The organism is Collinsella sp. AM10-26, assembly GCF_003472525.1.
GTDB lineage: Bacteria > Actinomycetota > Coriobacteriia > Coriobacteriales > Coriobacteriaceae > Collinsella.
In genome coordinates, this window is the sequence record NZ_QRMC01000001.1 from 306,835 (window position 1) to 329,716 (window position 22,882).

At 61.8% G+C, this 22,882-nt stretch carries 21 protein-coding genes; 3 read left to right on the forward strand and 18 right to left on the reverse strand.

Features of this window, described 5'->3' with window-relative positions; all coding sequences use genetic code 11:
- Positions 1-33: 33 nt before the first annotated feature.
- The 8 genes from DW123_RS01355 to tmk form a co-directional block, all read right to left on the reverse strand.
- On the reverse strand, positions 34-987 hold the full coding sequence (locus tag DW123_RS01355) for a DegV family protein (RefSeq protein ID WP_117763426.1): 954 nt from the start codon (positions 985-987) through the stop codon (positions 34-36).
- Positions 988-1,067: 80 nt separating this feature from the next.
- Complete coding sequence (gene hpf, locus DW123_RS01360; RefSeq protein WP_035137685.1) at positions 1,068-1,652, reverse strand: ribosome hibernation-promoting factor, HPF/YfiA family; 585 nt, start codon at positions 1,650-1,652, stop codon at positions 1,068-1,070.
- Between the two features lie 317 nt (positions 1,653-1,969).
- Complete coding sequence (locus tag DW123_RS01365) at positions 1,970-2,977, reverse strand: ABC transporter substrate-binding protein (protein WP_158570844.1); 1,008 nt, start codon at positions 2,975-2,977, stop codon at positions 1,970-1,972.
- 749 nt (positions 2,978-3,726) lie between these two features.
- Positions 3,727-4,749 (reverse strand): hypothetical protein, encoded by a 1,023-nt coding sequence (locus DW123_RS01370; RefSeq protein ID WP_147351588.1) that lies wholly within the window; start codon positions 4,747-4,749, stop codon positions 3,727-3,729.
- A 97-nt stretch (positions 4,750-4,846) separates the two neighbouring features.
- Entirely contained in the window at positions 4,847-5,653 is an 807-nt protein-coding gene (locus DW123_RS01375) for a ComF family protein (protein ID WP_233540101.1), read from the reverse strand.
- A gap of 102 nt (positions 5,654-5,755) precedes the next feature.
- Positions 5,756-7,456: a regulatory iron-sulfur-containing complex subunit RicT gene (ricT, locus tag DW123_RS01380; protein WP_118291471.1), complete on the reverse strand. Its 1,701-nt coding sequence runs from the start codon at positions 7,454-7,456 to the stop codon at positions 5,756-5,758.
- Complete coding sequence (locus DW123_RS01385; protein ID WP_118273005.1) at positions 7,447-8,574, reverse strand: ATP-binding protein; 1,128 nt, start codon at positions 8,572-8,574, stop codon at positions 7,447-7,449. Before DW123_RS01385 ends, ricT begins: the two co-directional genes overlap by 10 nt.
- Before the next feature lies 1 nt (position 8,575).
- Positions 8,576-9,259, reverse strand: coding sequence for a dTMP kinase (gene tmk / locus DW123_RS01390; RefSeq protein ID WP_118099146.1), 684 nt, complete (start codon positions 9,257-9,259; stop codon positions 8,576-8,578).
- A gap of 212 nt (positions 9,260-9,471) precedes the next feature.
- Between tmk and DW123_RS01395 the strand changes: the two genes are divergently transcribed.
- The gene (locus DW123_RS01395; protein WP_117794125.1) at positions 9,472-10,455 is read left to right on the forward strand and encodes a zinc-ribbon domain-containing protein; all 984 of its coding nucleotides are present in this window, start codon (positions 9,472-9,474) and stop codon (positions 10,453-10,455) included.
- Positions 10,456-10,596: 141 nt separating this feature from the next.
- On the opposite strand, the gene DW123_RS01400 is transcribed toward DW123_RS01395, so the two are convergent.
- The 7 genes from DW123_RS01400 to DW123_RS01430 form a co-directional block, all read right to left on the reverse strand.
- On the reverse strand, positions 10,597-13,188 hold the full coding sequence (locus tag DW123_RS01400; RefSeq protein WP_118273006.1) for a DNA topoisomerase I: 2,592 nt from the start codon (positions 13,186-13,188) through the stop codon (positions 10,597-10,599).
- A 54-nt stretch (positions 13,189-13,242) separates the two neighbouring features.
- Complete coding sequence (gene hypB, locus DW123_RS01405) at positions 13,243-13,926, reverse strand: hydrogenase nickel incorporation protein HypB (RefSeq protein ID WP_055251237.1); 684 nt, start codon at positions 13,924-13,926, stop codon at positions 13,243-13,245.
- Positions 13,927-13,961: 35 nt separating this feature from the next.
- Positions 13,962-14,318, reverse strand: coding sequence for a hydrogenase maturation nickel metallochaperone HypA (gene hypA, locus DW123_RS01410; protein WP_117735512.1), 357 nt, complete (start codon positions 14,316-14,318; stop codon positions 13,962-13,964).
- A 6-nt stretch (positions 14,319-14,324) separates the two neighbouring features.
- Positions 14,325-15,116: a twin-arginine translocase subunit TatC gene (gene tatC, locus DW123_RS01415; RefSeq protein WP_022093860.1), complete on the reverse strand. Its 792-nt coding sequence runs from the start codon at positions 15,114-15,116 to the stop codon at positions 14,325-14,327.
- Complete coding sequence (locus tag DW123_RS01420; RefSeq protein WP_158553147.1) at positions 15,116-15,703, reverse strand: twin-arginine translocase TatA/TatE family subunit; 588 nt, start codon at positions 15,701-15,703, stop codon at positions 15,116-15,118. Before DW123_RS01420 ends, tatC begins: the two co-directional genes overlap by 1 nt.
- 153 nt (positions 15,704-15,856) lie before the next feature.
- Positions 15,857-16,171 (reverse strand): STAS domain-containing protein, encoded by a 315-nt coding sequence (locus DW123_RS01425; RefSeq protein ID WP_117735514.1) that lies wholly within the window; start codon positions 16,169-16,171, stop codon positions 15,857-15,859.
- A gap of 67 nt (positions 16,172-16,238) precedes the next feature.
- Positions 16,239-17,543: an aminotransferase class I/II-fold pyridoxal phosphate-dependent enzyme gene (locus DW123_RS01430; RefSeq protein WP_117743285.1), complete on the reverse strand. Its 1,305-nt coding sequence runs from the start codon at positions 17,541-17,543 to the stop codon at positions 16,239-16,241.
- Between the two features lie 150 nt (positions 17,544-17,693).
- Between DW123_RS01430 and DW123_RS01435 the strand changes: the two genes are divergently transcribed.
- Positions 17,694-17,948, forward strand: a complete 255-nt coding sequence (locus tag DW123_RS01435) for a hypothetical protein (protein ID WP_055251249.1) — start codon at positions 17,694-17,696, stop codon at positions 17,946-17,948.
- A gap of 149 nt (positions 17,949-18,097) precedes the next feature.
- Here the strand turns inward: DW123_RS01435 and nhaA are convergent, their stop codons facing one another.
- The 3 genes from nhaA to DW123_RS01450 form a co-directional block, all read right to left on the reverse strand.
- Positions 18,098-19,456 carry a Na+/H+ antiporter NhaA gene (nhaA, locus tag DW123_RS01440; RefSeq protein ID WP_118273007.1) on the reverse strand — a complete coding sequence of 453 codons (1,359 nt, stop codon included), beginning with the start codon at positions 19,454-19,456 and terminating at the stop codon, positions 18,098-18,100.
- Between the two features lie 264 nt (positions 19,457-19,720).
- Positions 19,721-20,644 carry a manganese-dependent inorganic pyrophosphatase gene (locus tag DW123_RS01445; RefSeq protein ID WP_055251253.1) on the reverse strand — a complete coding sequence of 308 codons (924 nt, stop codon included), beginning with the start codon at positions 20,642-20,644 and terminating at the stop codon, positions 19,721-19,723.
- 165 nt (positions 20,645-20,809) lie between these two features.
- Positions 20,810-21,763: an ROK family protein gene (locus DW123_RS01450; protein ID WP_233540102.1), complete on the reverse strand. Its 954-nt coding sequence runs from the start codon at positions 21,761-21,763 to the stop codon at positions 20,810-20,812.
- 340 nt (positions 21,764-22,103) lie between these two features.
- On the opposite strand from DW123_RS01450, the gene DW123_RS01455 reads away from it, so the two are divergent.
- Entirely contained in the window at positions 22,104-22,823 is a 720-nt protein-coding gene (locus tag DW123_RS01455) for a GntR family transcriptional regulator (RefSeq protein WP_118273009.1), read from the forward strand.
- The last annotated feature ends 59 nt before the right edge of the window (positions 22,824-22,882 follow it).

The window sequence follows — 22,882 nt, forward strand, 5'->3', positions numbered from 1 at the left end:
TGAGTTGAGGGCGATTACGGCCGCGGAACCTGCCTACTGGCCGCGCACACGGCGGGCGATGCGGTCGGAAAGCGACGCCTTGTCGGCGCGGTTCTTGCCCCAAAACGCGCAGGCCACCATGCCAGGACCCACGTGCGAGCCGATGGTGGGGCCCACGGAGCTGCGGATAATCGTGACGTCGGCGCAGCCCTCCTCCTTGCGGATGGCGGCCTCGAGCCAGTCACCGTCCTTCTCGGCATCGGCCGTCATAATGGCGATGGGCATGGTGCGGTCGGGCACGTAGTTCTCGCGAAACGACTTGAGGATGGACTTGAGCGCCTTCTTGCGACCGCGGTTGACGCCGATCAGCGACAGCGAGCCGGCCAGGTCGTAGGAGAGCTCGGGCTTGACGTCGAGCTTTGCAGTAAGCTGCGCCGCCGCGGGCGGAATGCGGCCGCCGGCAGCCAGCGCATCGAAGCTCTCGAGCGTAAAGTAGCCGTGGACATAGGTCTTGGCCTCGTTTGCCCAGTCGACCAGCTGCTTGGCAGTCAGTCCCGCCGAACGCTGGCGCACGGCCTCGAGCGCCAAGAGCTCGCCGGTCGCGCAGGGCAGGGCGTTGTCGACCACGTAGAGCTCAAAATCGGGATACTCGGCGCGCACGGCATCTGCCGCCTGGCACGCGGAGTTGTAGCTCGACGACAGCGCCGAGGTAAAGCACAGGTAGACCGTGGGCGTACCCTCTTTGGCGCACTCGGTAAAGAACTCGATATAGCGACCGAGTGACACGGCGGAGGTAGACACGCGAGCGCCGGCGCGCATGCGGTCGTAGAACTCCTTGGGGCTCATGCTCGACCAGATATCGTCCGTGCGCTCCTCGCCATCGATGATAAAGGGGAAGCCCAAGATATCGACATCGAGGTTCGCAGCGACCTCGGGGCTAAAGTCGCAGCAGGTATCGACGACGATGCGGCAGCGGTCAGAATGGCCGGTAGATGCAGCCTTGTCCATCAAAGCGACTCCTTACGTAAAAAAGGCGGCCATCCGCATGGGATGACCGCCGGCCGTTAACTCATGCAAGTTAACGTATTTTACTCGTCAAGTGTTTCGATGCGGGGCTTGATGATGCCATATCCACCATTCTTACGGTGATACACCACATTGATGAGGCCAGTCGTCGCGTTCTCGAACACGTAGAAGTCGTGGCCGAGCAGATCGGTCTGCACCAGCGCCTGCTCCTCAGTCATCGGGGTGACATCGATGACCTTCTCGCGGACGAGCAGATCGTCCTCCTCCTCGGGCAGCAGCAGGTCGGCCAGATCCTCGACGCGCTCGACCGGTGCGACATCCGCTGCGCTGGCACCGCCCTGGCGGTTGTCCACGACCTTGGTCTTAAACTTGCGCAGCTGGCGGGTGACCTTATCGGCGGAGAGGTCGATGGCGGCGTACATATCTGCGCCATGCTCGGCAACGCGAATCACCGAACCGCGGGCACGAACCGTAACCTCGACGATTGCCGGGTTGGGGTTCGAGGGGTTCTTCTCATAGCGAAGCACAACGTCGACCGTCATGGGCTCGATATCGAAAACCTTGAGCGCCTCGCCGATCTTCTCATCCACATGCGCACGCAGAGCATCGGTTACCGTCGTCTTGCGTCCAGAAACCTTGATATCCATACGTGGCTCCAATCTGCCTCGGGGACTTACTGTACTGGCTATGTACCCACTGCCGTGCATTTAATCACCCGAATTCCCAAAGACCCGAATAACGATTGCTTGATACCGCATACCGAAGTCTCGCACTTTTCCGTGGCAAAGTGCGCTATAGGAAAGCGTCGGCTGAGTTGGTTTTTCTCCTGGAAATTGCCCTTGACCTGCTGGTTTTACGGAAACAAAAAAGCCGGGCTCCCCTATTGGGGAAGCCCGGCGGTGCGTGTTGAAACCGTGAAGAGGCGTCCTTTCCATCGTATAGGAGACACCACCCCTAGCAATAACTAGCTATTAAGTTTGTTAATGTCGTCGTCGGTGATGGCGCCTTCCTGACTGGACGATTTGTCCTCGGAGGATGCGGTCTCATTGTTGGAATCGGAGGACTCGCTGCCGGAGGACATGGTCTCACTGGACTCAGAATCGCCCAGCTGCACGTTAGCGCCCGAAACCGTCTTAGTGGTGAGGTCGTAGGGCATCGTGCCGTACCAGACGCAGTGGACCGCCTCGAGCGTGCCGTCGGCCGTAATACCGTCGAGGGCATCGCTCACGGCACGGCACAGTTCGTCATTGGACGAGAGGCCCGCAACACTAAGCGTCGAGGGCGCCTCGAGCGAACCGACATAGGAGACCTCGCTCATCAGGCGTGCAAGGTAGCCGCCGGCCGTAGAGTCGCAGATCACATAGTCGACCTCGCCGGACTCGAGCGCCTCAAAGCACTCGTTGATGTTGGAATAGGTCTTTTGGTTGGCGGTGATGCTCTGCTTAGCAAGCGCCTCCTGCGAGGCCGAGGACATCTGAACGCCCAGGGTGGACGTGTTAAGGGTATCGGTGGAAACGCTGAGCGACCCACCATCGCTAGTTTTACCGAACACAGAAGCGGCATCGTACAGGCAGGTGCCGAGCGAGCTAATGTCCCCGTCCGTGGAGTTGATCTCGCCGATAAAGATATCGGCCTTTTTGTCGCCGAGTGCGGAACCTGCCGAGGACGCATCGACAAAGGCGACCTTAAGGCCCATGCGGCTTGCGAGGGCGCGGGCAGCGTCGACTGCATACCCCGTAAGCTCGCCGTCGGCGCCCTGCATTGCCTGTGGCGCATCGGAAGTATCGAGGGCGACCGTCAGGGTTCCGGGAGTGACCAGGGCATCGTCCGACACCGCCGGCGTGACGGTCTCGTACTCGATCTGGTCGATCGTGGGAGTCGTGAACGTAGACAGCGGGTTGAACGCGCATCCGCTCAGGCCCAAAACGGCGATGACCGCTGCAGTCCCAGCACCTAACCGAGCCGCGTGCATCAAGCTGCCCCTCACCATGTCCACTACCCTGCCTTCTGTGTCGTATACGATCCGTGCGTTGCGCGGAATATCAGGTTGTTCCCACCAGCTGACCTGGTATTTGACCCCACACTTGCGCACCGGGGTGTTTGCTCGGGAGGCCGCAGCCACCTTCACGACTGGCCCGCTCGCCCGCGAGGCGGTATTGCCCCAAAGAAAGTAGAACGGACGGTGCGGCTTACATCTAGGACGCGCCATGATCGCGCCGCGCGCACGCGGTCGCTTACGTGGATCCCTTTGACCGCGTCTGTCTTGGACTAGGACGGGCATTTCGTCCGTCCGCAACCACAGCCTGGTAGGAACGTAGCGCATTATAGCTAAGTTCAAGCTAAAGTTTAAGGTTAGGGGCGTCATTCGCATCGCGAGTACAGATTTCGCAGGTCGGAGTGGGCTATTCGTGCCCCTATGAAGCCCGAAGCTCCCCTGTGGGGAGCTCCGGGGCACCCTTCTTAGGGTGCCGTGACCAAAAAATGGCAAATATGAGTACTGTCACCAATTTAGTAACAGGCAGTTTTGGCCTCTCGGACAGATTTCGCGCTCAGTGTCGCCAACCTGATGCTTAGTTATTCTACATTTGTTTATTATCTTCTTACTTTACGCCGCCTCCGAGTCCTAAATTCTTTGATTTTGCTGTTACTGATTTAGTGACAGTACTCATATTTGCCATATTTTGGCCAGGCATATGATTAACCCCCTATTTTCGACGCGAATTAGACCGGCTTAAGCCCAAAACACACCCGCAGCGTGTTAAGCAACGCCTCTTGCTTCTTTCTGCAGGCATCGACACGATTCCGGTACCGCTTTCGCATACGCTGGTGGATGCGCCATGCGAGCGCTTCCATCGCTTCCATGTCGCAAAGCATTTCGTTGTTGACCGTTGCGACCTCGATTCCCATAGTAATCAAGCCCGTGTTGCGTTTTTCATCATGGGTACGTCCCCTCCGGGAGGAATGGCCCAGCTCACCGTTGTATTCCAGGTCAAACCGGGCTGCCTCCTGATATGCATCGCAAACTGCATGGGGCATCCCCGAGATTGCCTGCGCGCGATCATCGAACTCGATCTTGTAGTCGGTCTTAAAGGGACCGCAAGCAAATCCTCCATAGGAAAACGGAAGCGAAAATAGGGCGAGCATGATGCACTCCATGGGCGAGCGCAGGTTTTCTGACAAGTAGGGACACAGACGCTGCAATTGTTTGGCCGCGTTTCCCTTGCATACCGCGAGGTAATCTGCCAAGCGATCGAGCGTCAGCACTGGCTCGACTTCAAAGTAGCCCACGTCTGTCGGTTGGTCCTTGTCCTTTGCAAGTTTGTTCGCAACGGGCGAGGTGTAGGGAGGCAGATACTTCCCGCGGTCGCTCAGTGAAATCTTAGAGCACAGTTCCTGGGTTAGGGCAAACGCCTGGATGCAGCCAACCTCGCGTGCAACGGCAACACAAAGGGCCTCGGGAGATAGGCCGTACACCCCCGGTTCCACCTCTAGAATCGAGCCGGCAGGCAACTCGGAGCATACGGACCAACTCACGCCAAGAATGCGGCGGCGCTGCGCTGCAGACCCTACCAGCAAACACAAATCCTCTTGCACCTCGCCGCTTGCGGCCCCAATCCGCACCAAGTCGGGAAGATAGATGTCCTCGGTCGAGGGCGACGACGTGCGCAGCACACGGCGCTCCTCATCGGGATCAAGGTCCTTCCAGCTGATATAGCCCATCTGCCGGCGCTCGGCGCGCATCATGCGCAGCGCCGAGGCGCCTGTTAGGATTACGGAAGCCGCTAGCTGTTCGCCTGTCGGCTCGTTGCGCCGCTCAATCTTTACTGCCACAAAACCACCCCTACCAAACACGTGCGATAGCAAGGCCATCGACTGCCGCAGCGCCGGCGCGCTTGAGTTCCGCCGAAGCCGCGGCCATCGTCGCGCCCGTAGTGATAACGTCATCGATAAGCAGCAGGCGGCGGCCGTGCACGTCCTCAACCGTCTCGTACATGCCTTGGGCACGCTCGCGGCGCTCCTCACGACCGAGTTCGCGCTGGTCGCCATGGCCGTACTTGACGAGGGCATCGAGCAGAGGAACACCCGACAGCTCGCAAAATGGGCGCGCAATGGCCTCCATATGATCGAAACCGCGCCGCCGAAACGCTGCCTCCGTCGCAGGCACAAACACCACCGCATCCGCACCGGACAGCACGCCTCCTAAGCGTTCGGGCGCTACGACCTGGGCATGCAGGGCGGTGTCGTAGAGCAACTCCGCCAGATACGGAGCCAGACGTCGCTCGCCCGCGTCCTTGTAAGCTTTAATGATGCGCGGCAGCGGATGCGCATAGACGGCGCACGCCAGGCAGCGGTCGAGCGCCTCCGACATTGCCGAGGACGTGCCCTCGACCGAACACTCAGTGCACAGCAAATCCCCAAACGGGGCGCCGCATCGGGTGCAGCTATGACATGGGTCGATGAGCGTGAGCGCAGCCAGGCAGTCTTGGCAAATAAGCGTACCGGCGCGCTCGCAGCCGGCACATCGTGTTGGCGACAATGCCTCGAGCGCCTCGCGTGCCGCCCGCTCGGCAAACGGTAGCAATTCGTCCGCAAACGGTAGGGCGCCGGCACCCTGCAGACGGCTCAATATGTTCAGATGGCTCTTCAAGACACAACCCTCCCTACGTTCGGTCGCAGGGAGGGTTGTTGATTCAGCGCTATGATACCCCGATGCGCTCGGGGCAAGGCGGGCTAAATCCGCTCGCAGGCGTTATTCGCCGGCGGGCGGTTGTGGTGCAGACGAAGACGGGGTCGAGCCCTCGCCACCATCCTGGCGCGGCTTGCGGGAACGGCGACGGCGACGGCGCTTTTGACCCTGGTCGGCCGAGCCCTCGCCACCGCGATCCTCGCGCAGCTCGCGCTCGTCGCGAGCTGCGCCACGCGAAGCCTTGGCAGCCGCTCCCCCGCCATCTCCGGGACGACGGCGCGTGACCTTGACCTCGCCATCCGAGACCTGATCGGCCACGGAGGGCACTGAGGGCTTCTGTTGCGCGCCCGAGGAATGGCGACGGCGCGGACGCGGCGCGCGCTCGTCATCGTTGCGTTGCTTGCCACCCTTGTCGGCAGGCGTATCGGAGGTCGAGGGGCCCTTGGAAGCGGCACCAGCCTCGCGAGCAGCTGCGGCACGGAAGGCGTCCTCGCGCTCCTCGCTCGACAGATGGCGGCGACGACGACGTGTGGGGTTCATGCCACCGCCGCGATTCTGCTGCTGGGGCTGCTGAGCCTCGCGCTCGCGAGAGGCGTTCTTGCCCGCGGCCGCGGCCTCGGTAACATCGCCCGAGCCCGCGCGCTTGCGACGACGACGGCCACCGGCGGCCTCCTCGACTTCGGGCACCTCGGCCTTGCCGCGGCCCTTTCCGCGGCCATGACCCTCGCCCTGGCCTTGACCGGCGCGAGCATCGGATTCAGCATCGCGACGACGGCGCTTGGGCATCGACGTGCCGGCCAGACGGTCGGCACTCGACAGACCATCACCCACGTCGACGCCGTTCTCACGGTCGAGCTCCATGAGCGCCAGGCGCATCTCAGGCGACTCGATGCGCTCGAGCACGTCGCGCGTCACGCAGTCGGGGCGACAGTTGCAGCCCTGCTCGGCGGCCTTCTTTTTGCAGCCCTCCGAGCACGTCATGTCGGCCAGATTGACCTTGAAGACCTTGCCGTTCTCCAGACGCAGCACAAGCTGCTCGCGCGGCGTGTCATATTCCTGGATGCGCGCCTTGCCGAGCGGCGTGTCGATAAGCGTCTTCTTTTTGGGCGCGCGGCTCTTAAAGTCCTTGTACGCCTCGAACTCATAGCGCAGGCAGCACATCAGGCGGCCGCAAACACCGCTGATCTTGGACGAGTTGAGCGGCAGGTCCTGCTCTTTTGCCATGCGAATCGAGACGGGCTCAAACTGTCCGCCAAAACGCGTGCAGCAGAGTTCCTGTCCGCACTGGGCATAGCCGCCCACCAGGCGGGTCTCGCCGCGCACGCCGATTTGACGCATGTCGACGCGAATGTGCAGCGTCGAGGACAGGTCCTTGACGAGCTGGCGAAAATCGACGCGCTCCTCGGCCGCAAAGTAGAACACGGCCTTCTCGCCGCCAAACAGGTACTCGACGCCGACCGGCTTCATCTCGAGGTCGAGTTCCTTGACCAGACGGCGGAAATCAACCATGGCCTCGTCGCCCTGGATAGCCAGGTCGTCGGCAAGCTGCAGGTCGATGTCGCTCGCCACGCGCAGCACGGGTTTGAGTGGCTGACCGATCTCGTCTTGCGGCACCTCGAAGGGGTCGGCCGTGACCAGGCCAATCTCGGTTCCGCGCTCGGTCGAGCAAATGGCGTAATCGGCCTCGAGGATATCCAGATCCTGCGGATCGAACCACAGGTCGCGCGAGGCGTAGGTAAACTTAACGGGTACGACTAACGGCATTTCAGTGCCTTCCTGATATCGAACAGCATGACCTCGATGGCCAGCTGGGGAGTAACGTTTCTGGCGATGTTGCGCTCGGCGGTTGCGACCGCCTCGAGCGCCTGGGTGGCACCCGCAACATTGGTCGCGGCGGCAAGCCGACCGATCGTGTCGCGCACGTCTTCGTTCACCACGTCGGCCGCCTCGTCCTGAAGCGTCAACAGCACATCGCGCATGAGCGTCCGCGCGCTCGCCAGCGCTTCCATGATACCCGAACGCTCGCGCGCGTTGAGTTCGCGCCTGTTGCGGTCCTCAAGCTGCTTCAATGCTCCACGCGACAGGTAGTCGGCGTTTTGCTCAAGCACCTTTTCCTGCGTGGACTTGACCTCGGCGAGCGGCGCCTTAACGGCGACGATGAGTGACTTGGCGAGGCTGAGCACATCAGCCTCGTCGGCGGCGATAAGCGAATCGATGGCGCGAACCATCTGGCGGCGAGCGTCCTGGCGCTCGGCGCTCTTAAGGAACTCGATGCCGCGCGTGGGGCTCCCCGCCACGGCGACCGCCATGCGACAACGCGCGAGGTCCTGGCCGGTGGCGCGGCTCACGGCCTGCGCGGCCACGGCGGGCGACACCAGCCGAAACGGCACGCACTGACAGCGGCTCACGATGGTGGGCAGCATCACGTCTGCCGAGGTGCCCAGCAAAATGAACATAACGCCCTCGGGCGGCTCCTCGAGCGTTTTGAGCAGCGCGTTGGCGGTGTTGGCGCGCAGCTGCTCGGCGCGGTCGATGATGTAGACCTTGGCCTTGGCGCGGATGGGCGCCAGCGGCACGTCATCGAGCAACTCGCGGGTCTGGGCAATGAGGTAGCCCGTGGCACTCTCGGGCGTGTAATAGTGCACGTCGGGATGCGTATGCCGAGCAACGCGCACGCAGCTGTCGCATGCGCCGCAGCCATCCTGCTCGCACAGGAAGGCCTGGGCGAGCGCCCATGCAGCGTCGAGCTTGCCGGCGCCGGGAGCACCCAAAAACAGGTAAGCGTGCGATGCGCGGCCGCCGGCGACGGCATTGGTCAAAAAGTCGCGCACGCGCTCTTGGGTGTCGAGCTTGGCCAACAGGCTTGTCTGAGCGGGGGCCATGTTACTCGGCCTCCTGGGCAAGCGCGGCGGCAACGGCGTCTTGGGAGATATCGAGACCGTGCGCGCGGACCTGCTCGACCGTCTTCGCAAAGACTTCCTCGATGGGCGCGGTGGCGTCGATGAGCTTTACGCGGCCTGGCTCCTCGGCGGCAATGCTGCAAAATCCCTGGTAAACGCGCTCTTGGAACGCCATGCCCTTTGCCTCCATGCGATCTGCCGCGCCACGGGCGGCCATACGCAGCGCCGCCTGCTCAGGTGTGATGTGGTAGACGAGCGTGAGCGCCGGATGCGTTCCCGCGACGGCCAGCTTATTGGCATCGCGTACCATCTGGCGATCGAGGCCGTCGGCAAACGCTTGGTAGCAGGTCGTGGAATCGTAGAAGCGGTCGCACAGGACCACCTTACCGGCCGCGAGGGCGGGGGCTATGACCTCGTGCACCAACTGGGCACGGGCCGCCTCGTACAGCAATAGCTCGCAGGTGTCACCCATCGCCGTGTTGGCGGGGTCGAGCAGCAGGGCGCGAATCTTTTCGCTGATGGCGGTACCGCCCGGCTCGCGCAGACTCACCACCTGGTAGCCGGCAAGATCGAGCGCACGGGCAAGCAGACGCGCTTGCGTAGACTTGCCGGCGCCGTCGACGCCCTCGAGCGTGATGAAGCTATGTTGAGCGGGCTCAAAAGCCATGGGCGCAGCCCCTTCCTACATGGCGCGTAAATGCAGATATATCAACCAAATCATGATACCCCAGGGGCAGGCGCGCCCCAACCACCAGGCGGCAGTTAGGGACGTTCCCAAACTGCCGGCCGAAAAGGAACGTCCCCAACTGTCATGATGGGGAATTTTGGACGATGGGTATAATCGTCGTATTGCATTGAAATGTGGCGAAAGGAGTGGCAATGTCTCGGTACTGCGCCTCGTGCGGCAAGCTTCTTGCAGATAATGCCAAGTTCTGCACCTCGTGCGGTGCACCCGTTGAGCAAACAACCGCGAGCGATAGCCAGCCCGCTTTTGAGCAGACCGGCTCCCTTGATATGCCGCAAGCCAAGGCAGACGACCCCCTCGCCTATCGCCCCGACCCCGCCGCAAGCCCCGCGGCCGTCGAGACCACGCAGCGCGTACCCGTCGCGAGCGGCTCGCCCCAACAGCAGCCGGCTCCCTCATACGCGCCCGCTTCGCCACAGACCCCCGCTCCCAAAAAGAGCGGCACCGGGCCGCTTATCGCCGTTATCGTTGTGCTGGTGGCGATCATCATCGCTCTGGTCATCTTCTTTGCAATCAGACCGTTCGACAACGCCGCCACGCAGACGACTGCCGAGGTAGCTAAGCTGCACCATGACGTCGACGACGATGACCTAAAGCCCCTCGGCGATCCCAACAGCCTGTACGACGATGATGACGATGACGACGAGGATGGCGGCGAAGCAACGCTCTCCGAGCAGAACCTCTACCGCCGACTGAGCGAATACTACGACCTGCTCGAAGACCTCGACAGCCAGGTCCGCGCCTGCGCGCAGGCCTTCAATGGCAGCTATCTGGAAGAAGATCGCACCACCCGTCAAAATCTCGCCGACGTCGCCGAGCGCACGGAGGACACCATCGAGCAGTATTACGACATCGTCGAGGATCTGGACGTCCCGACGAGCTCCAGGAACTACAGCTCCTGGAAGGACATCGTTGCCCTGTACGACGACCTGGATCACCGCATCGACGCAATCTGTGATGCCTGGGAGATCAGCCTGAAATACGCCAAGCCTGCGGACCATAAGAATGAGATCGTGGCGCCGCTGTCACACGACAACGTGGCGGGCACCAATGACAATAAGTACCGCCTAGACTTTGAGGAGCGCTATCCCGGCGCCAAACCCGTCGAAGTGAACTAGCGCTTTGTCGTTCCCGAGCCAGCAGTTAGGGACGTTCCTAAACTGCCGGCAGAAAAGGAACGTCCCTAACTGCCGGTCAAAAAACGAGCGAGGATCGCAGGGTCCTCGCTCGTTTTTTAGGGCGATGTTTCGACTGCGCCGCTACTTGTCGGTAGCCGCTTTCTTGGCAGTCGACTTCTTCGCCGTCGACTTCTTGGCGGTTGTCTTTTTGGCCGTCGTCTTTTTGGCCGCCGTTGTCTTCTTCGCCGTGCTCGCCTTAGTCGTGGTCTTGCGGCCGCGGGCGGGCTTCTTCTCCTTGGTCGGGCAGTCCATGTTCACGCAGATGCGCCACGGACCGCGCGCCGTGTTGACCACCACGATGGGGGCGCCGCACTCGGGGCAGGTCTCACCCGTCGCCTCGAGCTTACCGCGCGCCGGCAGAGGATAGCTCACGCCGCAGTCATCGTAGTTGGTGCAGCGGATAAAGCGCTTGCCGCTCTTCTCGCTCTTGTGCGCGATCAGGTCGCCATGGCGTCCGGCCTCGGCGCACACCTTGCACTCGCCCACCTTAAGGTCGGGCTCGTAGTTGGTGGGGCACGTCGGGTTCACGCAGATCTCGAAGGCCTTCTGGCGGAACGGCTGGCACTTAATGCGCGGCGCGCCGCATTCGGAGCACACGGCGGCCTCGCCCTCGAGCGGGCTCACCTTGACACCGCTCGGCACCGGATAGGTCACGTCGCAGTCGGGCCAGCCCATGCAGCCGATAAAGCTGCCGCGGGTCTTGGCGCTCGTCTTCATAACCAGGTCCTTGCCGCACTTGGGGCAGGCGCCCACGCGCGCATCGGCCGTGACGGCGTCGCTGATGGCGTCGCCCAGCTCCTGCGTATGTTTGAGCAGCTCGTCGAGTACGCCGGCCAGCAGCGCGCGCGAGTGCGTCACGACATGCTCTTCGGTGTCCTCGCCGCGCTCCACGCGGGTCATATCGCCGTCAAGCTCGCTGGTCATATCGGGGCTCGTGATGCGCGGGGCAAACTGCGACAGTGCATCGATAATGGCGATACCCAGCTGACTCGGCTCCACGGGATCGTTTTTGAGGTAACGCACGGCGTACAGGCGCTCGATGATGCTCGCGCGCGTGGACTTGGTGCCCAGGCCACGCTTTTCCATCTCTTGCACGAGCTTGCCCTGGCTGTAGCGCGCGGGCGGCTCGGTCTGCTTGGCCTCGAGCTTAATGTCGAACACGTCGACCGTATCGCCCTGCTCAAGCGGCGGCATCTGCTCATCGCGCTTAAGGCCGTACGGATAGGCCTCGCGGAAACCCGGGGTCACGAGCACGTCGCCCGAAGCCACGAAGGGCTCGCCGTTGACGTCGAGCTCGAGCTTGGTGTTCTCGATGGTCGCAGGACCCATAAGCGTCGCCAGGAAGCGACGGGCGATGAGGTCGTAGAGCTTGCGCTGGCCACCATCGAGCGTGGACGGATCGCCCTCGCCCGTGGGATAGATAGGCGGGTGGTCGGTGGTCTCGACCTTGCCGCGCGTGGGCTTCATGGGACCGGCGAGCACCTTTTTGCACACGGGCGCCAGCGCCGGGTTGATCTTTGCCAGGTCGCTCACCACGGCGCCCAGATCAAGCGTCGCGGGGTACACGGTGTTGTCGACACGCGGGTAGCTGATGAGGCCCGCCATGTAGAGGGACTCGGCGATGCGCATGGTGCGTGCGGGCGATATGCCCTCGGCCGCAGCGGCTGCCTGCAGCGAGGTGGTCGCGAACGGCGTGGGCGGCTGCTGCTTACGCGAGCGCTTGGTCACCGCGGCAACGGTCGCCGTCGTAGCGCCGTCGACATGACCATACGCTGTCTCGGCGGCATCTTTGTCGGTAAAACGCGCCGTCTTGTGCGCGATCTTAAAGCGGTCGTCCTCGGCGGCGCCCTGCGCGGCACCCATGCCGCGAATCTGCCAATAGTCCTCGGGCACAAACGCCATGCGCTCGCGCTCGCGCTCGACCACCAGGGCAAGCGTCGGTGTCTGCACGCGGCCGGCGGAGCGCACGTTGCCAAAGCCGCCGAACTTGGCGAGCGTCAGATAGCGCGTGAGCACCGCGCCCCAAATAAGATCGATATGCTGACGGCTCTCGCCGGCATCGGCCAGGTTCTGGTCGAGCGAGACAAGGTTATCGAAGGCCTGCGTAATCTCGGCCTTGGTAAACGAAGAATACTGGGCGCGGGCGACCGGCAAGTCGGGCGCAACCTCGCGCACCTTGTTGAGGGCGTCCGAACCGATCAGCTCGCCCTCACGGTCGAAGTCCGTAGCGATAATGACACTGTCGGACTTCTTGGCAAGGTTCTTGAGCGAGCGAATGAGCTCCTTCTCGGCCGGCAACTTAATGACGGGCGCCCAGGTGAGATAGGGCAGGCTCTCGAGCTTCCAGCCCTTGATGGAGATGCCATCGGCAAGAAACGGCTTGCGCTTGGTGTCGTAGGGCGGACGTGCCAGACCATCGGGCATATCGGCCGGCAGCATCTCGCCGTCCTCGGTGACCGAATACCAGCCCAGCTTTTTATCGAACAGCACGCTGTCGCAAAAATCGGGCGCGAGGATGTGACCGGCAAGGCCGATCGTCACGCACTCCTCGCCCTTCCACTCAAAACGGTAGATGGCGGTGTTGTACACCTTGTCCTTTTTGGGCTTGCCCGTGGACAGACGCTCGGCGATCTGGCGCGCGGCGTCGTTTTTCTCGGCGATGATGAGCTTCAAAAGAGGCTCCTATCTCATGTCTCTGCGGCTGCGCCCGCGCTTATGGCGGCCGACTTACGCCCTTGCTTGCTCGATCTGCCCGATGAGCCAATCGCACCAGGCATCCATGCCCTCGCCCTTGCGCGCGCTCACGGCAAACCGCGGCGCCTGCGGATTGAGGTCATCGAGTGTCTTAGTATACCTATCCATGTCAAAATCGAAAGCCGGGGCAACGTCGACCTTATTGAGCAGCTGCGCGCCGGCGTGCTGGAAGATACCCGGGTACTTGATAGGCTTGTCGTCGCCCTCGGGCACCGAGAGGATCATGATGGACAGGTTCTCGCCCAGGTCAAAGTCGACCGGGCAGACCAGGTTGCCAACGTTTTCGATAAAGATGACGTCGATGTTTTCCAAACCCACAGCCTGGTCGAAGGCGTCGACGGCCTCCATGATCATGTTGCCCTCGAGGTGGCACAGACCACCCGTGTTGATCTGGATGGCGGGCATGCCGGCTTCCTTCATGATGATGGCGTCGACGTCCGAGGCGATATCGCCCTCGATGACGGCACAGCGCAGGCCGGCTTTGTCACGCAGGCGCTCGTTGGTGCCCAGGATCGTGGTGGTCTTGCCCGAACCGGGGCTCGACAGTACATTGATCACATAGGTGCCTGCCTCATTAAATCGCTGACGCAGCTGGTCTGCCAGACGCTCGTTGCGCGACAGGATCGGCGATGCGATATCAATCGTTTTCTCGGCCATACTCGGCACTCCTTACTTCTGCCATTTGGTGACGGCTAATCGTCGGGGGTTTCGATTTCGATACTTGCGATGTCGAGTTCGCGGCCGTGCAGTAGGCGCACGTTGGCACCACCACACTGGGGACAGCGACAGTGGAAGCGATCGTGGTCGAAGACGTCGCCGCAGTCCAGGCACTCGCTTTGTGGATGGACTTCCTCCACGGAAAGCTCGCAGCCTCGCGTGAGCGGGTCCTCGTCGCGAAACGTCTCCCACGCAAAGTCGAGCGCCTCGCGCACCACCTCGGTCATATCCCCGATACGCAGCGTTACCAAAACGGCGCGCGAGGCCCCCGCCCCACGCGCCGCGCGAATCACTGTATCGAGTATGCCGTTGACAATGCCAACCTCGTGCATACCGATTTACTCCTCGTCGTCCTCGTCGTCCGAGAACAGGTCCAGACGGCTCACGAACAGGCCCTCCTTGCCCTCGCGCGCAGTAATGACCACGCGAGCGATGGCGAGCGAAATCTCGTAGAGCGAAAGCAGGGCACCGTACATAAGGCCCAGCGTGACGGGCGAGCCGTCGGGCGTGATCACAGCCGAGCCCACGAGCAGGCCCACGTACACGTAGCGCCAGGCGCCGCGGAAAGCCGCGTAGGACACGATGTGGAAAACGGACAGGTAGAAAATGATGAGCGGCAGCTCAAACGCCACACCAAAGCCGATCATAAAGAGCAGCTCCATGTTGACGTAGTTCTCCAGATCGGGCAGCGCAGTTGCGACGGCAGAGGTCTCGCCGATGAGCCACTCAAAGCCCGCAGGAATGATGATGAAGTAGCAGAAGATGGCACCCAGGAAGAACAGCACCGTCGAAGCGAGCACCGTGGGCACGACCCACTTGCGCTCGTTGGGGCGAAGCGCCGGCAGGAAGAACGCCAAGATCTGCCAGATGATCATGGGCGTGCACATGACAACGGCCATCTTGATGGCCAGCGAGAAGCGCAGGCCAAAGCCGCCGAGCGTGGTGGTGATGTAGAACTTACCGTCCGGCACAAACGAGCGGATGGGGTCTTCCAGGATATCGAGCACCACGGGCGTGGCGAAATACAGCACGATGGCGGCGGCAAACACCGATACGACCACGATGGTCAGGCGGCGACGGAGCTCTCCCAGGTGATCGAAGAGCGGCATGCGCGCAGGTCCGATAGGCATTACTCATCGCCTCCCTTCGGGGCGTCGGCGGCAGCGGCTTCGTCCTCGACCTCAAGCTCACGAGCGAGCTGGTCGACGACGGCCTTGCGCTTGCGGGGACGACGGGCGTAGAGGTCGGCCGTCGTGGGCTCTGCCGGCTCGGGCTCGGGCTCTGCGGCAGGCTCGGGCTCGACGGCGGCAGTGGCAGCATCGGCAGCGGCGGGCCCAGCGCCCTCGGCCTCCGTCTCCTCGGCAGCAGCCTCGCCCTCAGCAGCACCCTCACTCGCGGCCTTCTCGGCGGCAAGGCGGGCGCGACGCTCGGCAAAGGTCTCCTTCTTGGCGGGCGCTGCCGTCTCGGTGGCATCCTCATCCGCATCGGAATCGTCATCGACAGCGGCCTTCTTGGGCTTGACCGGCGCCGAAGCGGCCTCACTTACCGGATCGATAATCTCGGACTGAACAACTGCCGTCATCTTTTCCTGCGTCTCGCGGAACTGACGGATGGCACGGCCGATCGTGCGGCCCATCTGCGGGAGCTTATCCGGGCCAAACAGCAAAAAGCCGAAGACCACGATGATTGCCAGCTCACCCTCTCCAATACCAAACACACATACCTCCAAGGCTCGATGTGAGTCGAGCCCGCACCGCGCCATTCGGCCGGAACTCGTCTATTCATTCGGTCAAGTATAGCGCCCGGACGCCAAAACGTTCGAGCGCATCACAAACATATGCCAAACGGCACGCCCCTTTTGGGACAGGGCTTATGCGGCCGTGATCGAAATCTCCTGGTCGACACCCAGCAGCTGAACCACGCGCATCACCGGGGGTTGCACGTTGGCGCAGCTAAAACGCTTGCCATGATCGGCTGCGTGGTGCGCGGCGCCCACAAGCACGCCAATGCCCGTCGAGTCGATATAGCTCACCTGGGCAAAGTCGAGCTCAACGGCCTCGGTGGGCTGCTCAAGCGCCAAGTCGATGGCGTTACGCAAACTGTCGGCGTTAGAGATATCGATTTCGCCGGTCACCTTAATGGTGTAGAGCTCCGGCGTGGGGTTGGTGGAAATACCCAAATCCATGTATACGCTCCTTTGCGTATCGAAAGTGCGGAAAAGTACGCGGCGCGGACTTGCAGAGCTCTGCGCGCTAGGCGCGCTCGGCACGCGCGATCTCGGCAGCGACGAGCTTGACGGCCAGCACCAGTACGTCGAGCGCGGCCTCCAGGTCCTCGACCGTGGGATAGCTCGGCGCGATGCGGATGTTGGTGTCGCGCGGGTCCTTGCCATAGGGCCAGGTGGCACCAGCCGGCGTGAGCTTGACGCCCAGATCGGCACAAAGCGCGGCGACCTTTTGGGCCGAGCCCTCAGGACCATCGAAGCTCACAAAGTAGCCGCCGCGGGGATGCGTCCAGGTGGCGCAACCCGTGTTGCCCAGACCCTCGGTGAGCTTGCGCTCAACGGCCTCAAAGCGCGGGCGCAAAAACTCGGCATGCTTTTTCATATGCTCCTTGACCGCCTCAATGGTGGGAAGGAAACGCACGTGACGCAGCTGGTTGAGCTTGTCGGCGCTGATCAAGCCGGCCTTGAGGCGCTTGGAGAACTCCGCGATGACCGCAGGGCTCGCGCCGATAAAGCCGATGCCGGCGCCCGGGAAGGTAATCTTGGACGTCGAGGCAAAGGCCACCACGCGGTCCTCGGTGCCCGCCGCGCGAGCGAGGTCAAAGATATTGGCAAGCTCGTCGGTCTCGTCGTACAGGTCGTGCACGCAGTAGGCGTTGTCCCAGAAGATGCGGAAATCGGGCGCGGCCGTGGGCATCTCGACCAGGCGGCGCACGGTGTCCTCGCTAAAGGTGATGCCCGTGGGGTTGGAATACTTGGGCACGCACCAGATACCCTTGATGGAATCGTCGGCGGCAACGAGGCGCTCGATCTCGTCCATGTCGGGGCCGTTGTCGGTCATCGCAACGGGGACGTTCTCGATGCCCAAGTCGGCGGTGATGCCAAAGTGGCGATCGTAGCCGGGAACGGGGCACAGGAACTTGACCTTCTTGCCGTCGTGCGCGGCCTCGTAGGCATCCCAGGGCTCGCTGCCGCACGAACCACAGCGCCAGAACATGCCGGCGATGTCGTGCTCGATCAAAAGGCTCGACGAACCCAGCACGAGCGTCTGCTCGGCGGGGCAGCCCAGGAACTCCCCTGCCAACTTGCGTGCCGAGGGAATGCCCTCGAAGCAGCCGTAGTTGGAGCAGTCGACGTTGCCGTCGTGCAGATCGGCCTCGGCATTGAGGATATCGAGCATGGGGCGCGAGATGTCCACCTGGGAGGGCGACGGCTTGCCGCGGGCCATGTCGAGCGCCAGGCCCTTGGCCTTGACCTCGGCGACCTCGGCTTTGAGCGCCTCGATGGCGGCATCGAGTTCGGTGGTTTCCATCTTCTGGTAGATCGTCTGCATGGGTGCGACCTTTCGCGAAGCGGGACGTTGCAGTTCGTCTAAGTATAGACCGCCACCGCCGCAACGGTATGAAGCCGTGATAGATTAAGTTCATCGCAATGAATTACGACATCGCCGCGCATGCCGGCGTGGGGCGCCCAAGGAGGCATTATGGAATACGGTTCGTTTAGGGCTGAGGAATTCGGCGACCTGCAGCGCCTGATCGACGGGCTGTTTTACGACCGCCACGCCATCGACCGCCTGGACCTAATCGTGCAGGCCGAAATCTTGGACCTGGCGCCCGACCTTATGGAGATCGTGAACCTTTTGCCGCCCGGCTATTACGACCGCCAGTCACTTTGCGACCAGCTGAACTCCGCCTTAGCCGCCCACGGCTGGGGCGCCGTCTACGGCACCGTGGAATAGAACCACTCATTGGGGACAGACTTAAATGAGTAGTCCCAACCTGCCGGCACTTGGGTAGTCATTTAAGTCTGTCCCCAACGACTACCCAGTGACTAAAACGCCGCCTGTGATGGTATTCACAGGCGGCGTTTTCAAACTTGTATGTGCTCTTACTCGTCCTTGGGCGCAGGGTGTTTGCAGACCACGCTCATGTAGATCATGCCCAGCACGGCCGCGGTGACCGAACCGGCAAGAATGGCGGCCTTTGCGGCCAGGACCTCAAACTGGGCCGTCGGGAAGGCGAGGCCGCTGATGAGGATCGACATGGTAAAGCCGATACCGCCCAAAATGCCCACACCGGCGATCATATGCCAGTTGACATTGTGCGGCAGCTCGGAAATCTTGAGCTTAACCAGGGCAAACGTCATGCCAAAGATGCCGATCGGTTTGCCCAGCAGCATGCCAAAATATACGCCGAGCGTCACCGGGTCGGTGAGCAGCGTGCTCATGTCCACGCCCACTAGGCGAACCTGCGCGTTTACGAACGCAAAGATCGGCAGGATCACAAAGTTGACCGGCGTGGAGATCAGACGCTCCATGCGGATGAGCGGCGGGGTCACGCGGTGCATGACGCGCTCGACTTTGGTGGTCGAGACGGTAAAGTCGTGCTGACCCAGGATGTGCGCCTCGTCGTCGTAGCGGTCGTCGAGCAACGGCAGGCACTCGCCCAGCCAGTCGGTAAGGCTATCGAGCTTGACGCCGCACTTGGCCGGGATGGTAAAGGCCAAGATGACGCCAGCAAGCGTAGCATGCACGCCGCTCTTGAACATGCAGAACCACAGCAGCAGACCCAGCACCGAATACGGGGCGAGGCGGTAGTGCTGCGTCTTGTTGAGCCACACGAGCGCGCAGGTTACAACCGCAGCGGCGCCCAGCCAAAACGTGCTGGGGCTCTGGCCGTAGAAGATGGCGATAGCGGCGATGGAGATGAGATCGTCGGCGATGGCGAGCGTCGAGAAGAACACGCGCACGCCGTTGGGCACGCGGTTACCCAAAAGCGATAGCACGCCCAGCGCAAAGGCGATATCGGTTGCCATGGGAATAGCCCAGCCGTTGTGCGCGCCGGCATGGTTAAAGATCAGGTAGATGCAGGCGGGAACGACGACGCCGCCCACGGCCGCCAGCATGGGAAGCATGGCCTGACGCGGATTCTTGAGCTCGCCGACCGTCATCTCGTACTTAAGCTCGATGCCCACCAGCAAAAAGAAGATCGCCATGAGAAAGTCGTTGACAAAGACCTCGACGGTAAGGCCAGCCGTAAGGCTGCCAAGACCCACATACAGCGGGGTCTCCAAAAAGTGATGAATAGCCTCGTAGGCATCGGTGTTGGCGCAGATGACCGCGGCGATGGCTGCGATCACCATGACGGCGGCGGAAATCGTGCCGTTCTCGGCAATGCGCTCCCAAATGTCGTGACGCTCAAAACGCTTGCGCTCACGGGTGTTGAACAGCTGCTCGGGTGCTGCCATGGGCGGCTCCTTTCACGGGAAGGCTCCCGTCTTAAAAAAGCACGGCCCGCCCAAATGGCGGCGCCGCGCTCCAACGTATTACGCTTGCATCTAGCCTACCCTGCGCGACAAGCGCGCGAGCGCGGCCGAAAAGCGGAACCACAGGTTGAACATTATTTGTTCAACGGCACGGGCGCCCCTGTCCAATAGGCGACGTGGTCCCGCGCACAAAAAACGACCGGAGCGCGGAGCATCCGCGATCCGGTCGTGAGCAGGTTGCAAAACCTAGCAGGCGGCCATGATGGGGGCAGCGACCTGCTTCTTGCGGGAAAGGACGCCCGGCATCCAAACGCCGTCGTGCTCGTCGGCAATGCCCAGGCCCTTCTGAGCGGCCTCGGTCTCGCCCTCGAGCAGAACCTGCGAGCCCTCCTCCATGATGTCGGTGATGCACAGGACGATGCCGTCGGCGCCCTTCTCGGCGGCGTAGGCGCGCATGGCCTCGCGGATCTCGTCAATCATGCCAAGCGCACGGCTCTTGTCGACGGTCTCGTACTGGCCGATGAGCAGCTTCTTGCCGGCGGGCTCGAACATCTTGATGTCGTTGCCGACCATCTCGGCTGCGGTGAAGGAGCCGGACGGACGGGTGAGGAAGACCTCCATGCCGAACTTGACCGGGTCGACGCCCACCTGCTCGCCGAGCTTGGCGGCGACGGCGCGGTCGACATCGGTGGTGGTGGGGCTCTTGAGCATGAGCGTATCGGTCATCATGGCCGAGAGCAGCAGCTTGGCCTGAACGTCGGAAAGCTCGACGCCGAGCACGCCGGCGAGCTTGGTGACGATGGTACAGCTGGAGCCCCAGGGCAGGCAGATGTAGTGCAGCGGGCCGGCGGTCTCGAAGTCGCCGATGCGGTGATGGTCGACGACGCCAAAGACCGTGGCGTCCTTAAGGCCGGCGACGGACTGGGCAGACTCGTTGTGGTCGGTGAGGACGACGAGCTGGCCGGCCTCGACGGAATCGATCACGCGGGGCTCGGCAATGCCGGCGTCGGCGAGCAGCTTGGCGGACTCGGCCGGAAGCTGGCCCAGTGCGCAGGCCTCGTAGGTGTTGCCGGCATACTCAACCTGGTTGAGCAGCTGGGACAGGACGACGGCGCTCATGATGGCGTCGTTATCGGGATTCTGGTGACCAAAGACAAGAACGTTTGCCATGGAAATCCTCCACTTGATATGTGTACTTGGACGTAGCTATGGTAGCACGCTGACGCCGAACCCTATGAGATGGAAGGGCCGCAGCACAAATTGGGGCAGGAGCTGAGGCAAAGTCTGTCCCCTCTGCACCATGTGGTGCAAACTAACCTGCCCCTCTTGCGCCAGCTATTTGCCGGCGGCGCGCAGGGCTACGTAGGCGGCGCCGATGATGCCGGCGTCGTTGCCGAGCGAGGCGACCTTAATGGGCGTCTCACGCGAGGCGGAAAGCGCGTACTGCTTAAAGTGCTCGCGAACCTTGTCGAGGTAGACATCGGCCGAGGCGGAGGCGCCACCGCCGATCAGGAACATCTCGGGGTCGACCACGTTGGCGATAAGCGCCAGAGCGTGACCGAGATAATCGGCCATGGTATCGGCCGCGGCCAGCGCAAACTTGTCGCCCTCGCGGCAAGCTTGGAACACGTCCTTGGAATCGGAGGGGCCGGTGAGCTCGATGGGCTCGACGCCCGCCTTCTCGCACTCGGCCAGGTAGTTGTTCACCACACCGGTGGCGCTGGAATACTGCTCCAGGTGACCATGGCCGCCACAGCCACAGGTGCGCTCCTCGTCGGGATTCAGGCACATATGGCCGATCTCTCCGCCGGCGCCCACGACGCCCGATACCACATCGCCGTTGACGATAACGCCACCGCCCACGCCGGTACCGATGGTGACCATCACCACGTTCTGCACGCCCTTGGCAGAGCCGAGCCAAGCCTCGCCCATAGCAGCGGCGTTGGCATCGTTTTCGTACTTAACGACCGCGTCGGGGCAGTGCTCCTGAATGGCGATCTTAAGCTCGGGCAGGTTAATGGCAATGTTGGCCTTGACCTTGGCATCGCCCGAAGCCGGGATGGGGCACGGAACGGCCAAGCCAATGCCCGCCACAAAGGCGCGCGGAATCTGTGCCTTGGCGACCACTTGGTCGATGGCCTCGGTCACCGCGGCAAAGCCCGCAGCGTCAACGATGGGAGGCGTGGGCACGCTGGCCTTGGCAAGCAGGTTGCCGTCCTCGTCGAACAGGCCCTCCTTAACCGAAGTGCCGCCGACGTCAATGCCGATGTAGTACTGCTTAGGTTCCATGGGAGCCCACCTTTCTCGTTTAAACATTGCCTGTATGGTACCGCTCCCAAGGCAAAAACCCACCAAAAAGGGACTGGTTTGTTTTGGCAGGTTTTATCTGGGAAAACGCAGAGCATGAGATTCAGCTCGTTAGACGGCAACACGACTCGGCCCCGTCCCCAGACTGATCAATCTGCTCAATACGACAATATTCGAATGAATTTCGTTTTAAGGCGCTTTTATTTAATAAGAAAAGCGTTTTTAGATATTCTCTTTCTCGAACTTTTCTAAAACGCAATAGGGATACTTAGGTGTTGGCTATACTTTCTTTTATACTCAATCAAGCTGGAAAGGGGGTTCCATGATTCCAAAATACAAGGCGATAGCTGCAGATATCCGTCGAAGCATCGAGGACGGCGCACTTAAACCGGGCGATAAGTTGCCCACCGTCGTTGAGTTCTGTGAGCTCTATGGCGTTTCCAAAATCACCGTCAAACGAGCGATTGAGCAGATCACCGAGGAAGGCCTTATTACCAGCCGGCGCGGATCGGGCACCTACGTCAAGGACATGGCGGGACTTCCCGGCCAGGTGTTTTTTCAAGGCAAGAACGACCGTGCCCAGGGCTTTTCGTATGAGCACCGCGGGGAAAAGGTGACCTCGGTGGTCTACGATTTCTCGATCGTCAATCCGCCGGCAGAGGTTGCGACCCAGCTGGGAATGGCCGAGGATGACTTCGCCTATCACATCGTGCGCGTGCGCCAAGTCGACGAGAAGCCCATCGTCATCGAGTACACCTATATGCCGCTAGAACTGATCCCGGGCCTTAAAAAGAAGGACCTGTACGGATCGGTCTACGGCTTTATCCGCGAGCAATGCGGGCTGAAGATTTCGAGCTTCCATCGCACCATTCGCGCTGTCGCGGCAACTGAGGAAGAGGCTGAACGCCTGGATACCAAACCCGGCTCTCCCCTGCTCGAACTCAAACAGATTGGCTTCTTGGATAGCGGCACCGCGTTTGAATATTCTATCTCGCACAACGTAGGCGACCGCTTTGAGCTACACAACGTAACGCTGGCCTAGTTTTGTAATCCGGTGGGTGCTCGTTTTGAGCTGTCTTACGCGGCACCCGCACAACCTTA

Bases quoted from the DNA above. Each gene is read 5' to 3' on its own strand.
- DW123_RS01355 (WP_117763426.1), bottom strand. From the start codon at position 987: ATGGACAAGGCTGCATCTACCGGCCATTCTGACCGCTGCCGCATCGTC.
- ricT (WP_118291471.1), bottom strand. From the start codon at position 7,456: ATGCCGTTAGTCGTACCCGTTAAGTTTACCTACGCCTCGCGCGACCTG.
- DW123_RS01430 (WP_117743285.1), bottom strand. From the start codon at position 17,543: ATGCAGACGATCTACCAGAAGATGGAAACCACCGAACTCGATGCCGCC.
- DW123_RS01445 (WP_055251253.1), bottom strand. From the start codon at position 20,644: ATGGCAAACGTTCTTGTCTTTGGTCACCAGAATCCCGATAACGACGCC.
- DW123_RS01385 (WP_118273005.1), bottom strand. From the start codon at position 8,574: ATGGCCCCCGCTCAGACAAGCCTGTTGGCCAAGCTCGACACCCAAGAG.
- DW123_RS01395 (WP_117794125.1), top strand. From the start codon at position 9,472: ATGTCTCGGTACTGCGCCTCGTGCGGCAAGCTTCTTGCAGATAATGCC.
- DW123_RS01365 (WP_158570844.1), bottom strand. From the start codon at position 2,977: ATGCACGCGGCTCGGTTAGGTGCTGGGACTGCAGCGGTCATCGCCGTT.
- tmk (WP_118099146.1), bottom strand. From the start codon at position 9,259: ATGGCTTTTGAGCCCGCTCAACATAGCTTCATCACGCTCGAGGGCGTC.
- hpf (WP_035137685.1), bottom strand. From the start codon at position 1,652: ATGGATATCAAGGTTTCTGGACGCAAGACGACGGTAACCGATGCTCTG.
- hypB (WP_055251237.1), bottom strand. From the start codon at position 13,926: ATGGCCGAGAAAACGATTGATATCGCATCGCCGATCCTGTCGCGCAAC.
- tatC (WP_022093860.1), bottom strand. From the start codon at position 15,116: ATGCCTATCGGACCTGCGCGCATGCCGCTCTTCGATCACCTGGGAGAG.
- DW123_RS01455 (WP_118273009.1), top strand. From the start codon at position 22,104: ATGATTCCAAAATACAAGGCGATAGCTGCAGATATCCGTCGAAGCATC.
- DW123_RS01435 (WP_055251249.1), top strand. From the start codon at position 17,694: ATGGAATACGGTTCGTTTAGGGCTGAGGAATTCGGCGACCTGCAGCGC.
- hypA (WP_117735512.1), bottom strand. From the start codon at position 14,318: ATGCACGAGGTTGGCATTGTCAACGGCATACTCGATACAGTGATTCGC.
- DW123_RS01370 (WP_147351588.1), bottom strand. From the start codon at position 4,749: ATGATGCGCGCCGAGCGCCGGCAGATGGGCTATATCAGCTGGAAGGAC.
- DW123_RS01425 (WP_117735514.1), bottom strand. From the start codon at position 16,171: ATGGATTTGGGTATTTCCACCAACCCCACGCCGGAGCTCTACACCATT.
- DW123_RS01450 (WP_233540102.1), bottom strand. From the start codon at position 21,763: ATGGAACCTAAGCAGTACTACATCGGCATTGACGTCGGCGGCACTTCG.
- nhaA (WP_118273007.1), bottom strand. From the start codon at position 19,456: ATGGCAGCACCCGAGCAGCTGTTCAACACCCGTGAGCGCAAGCGTTTT.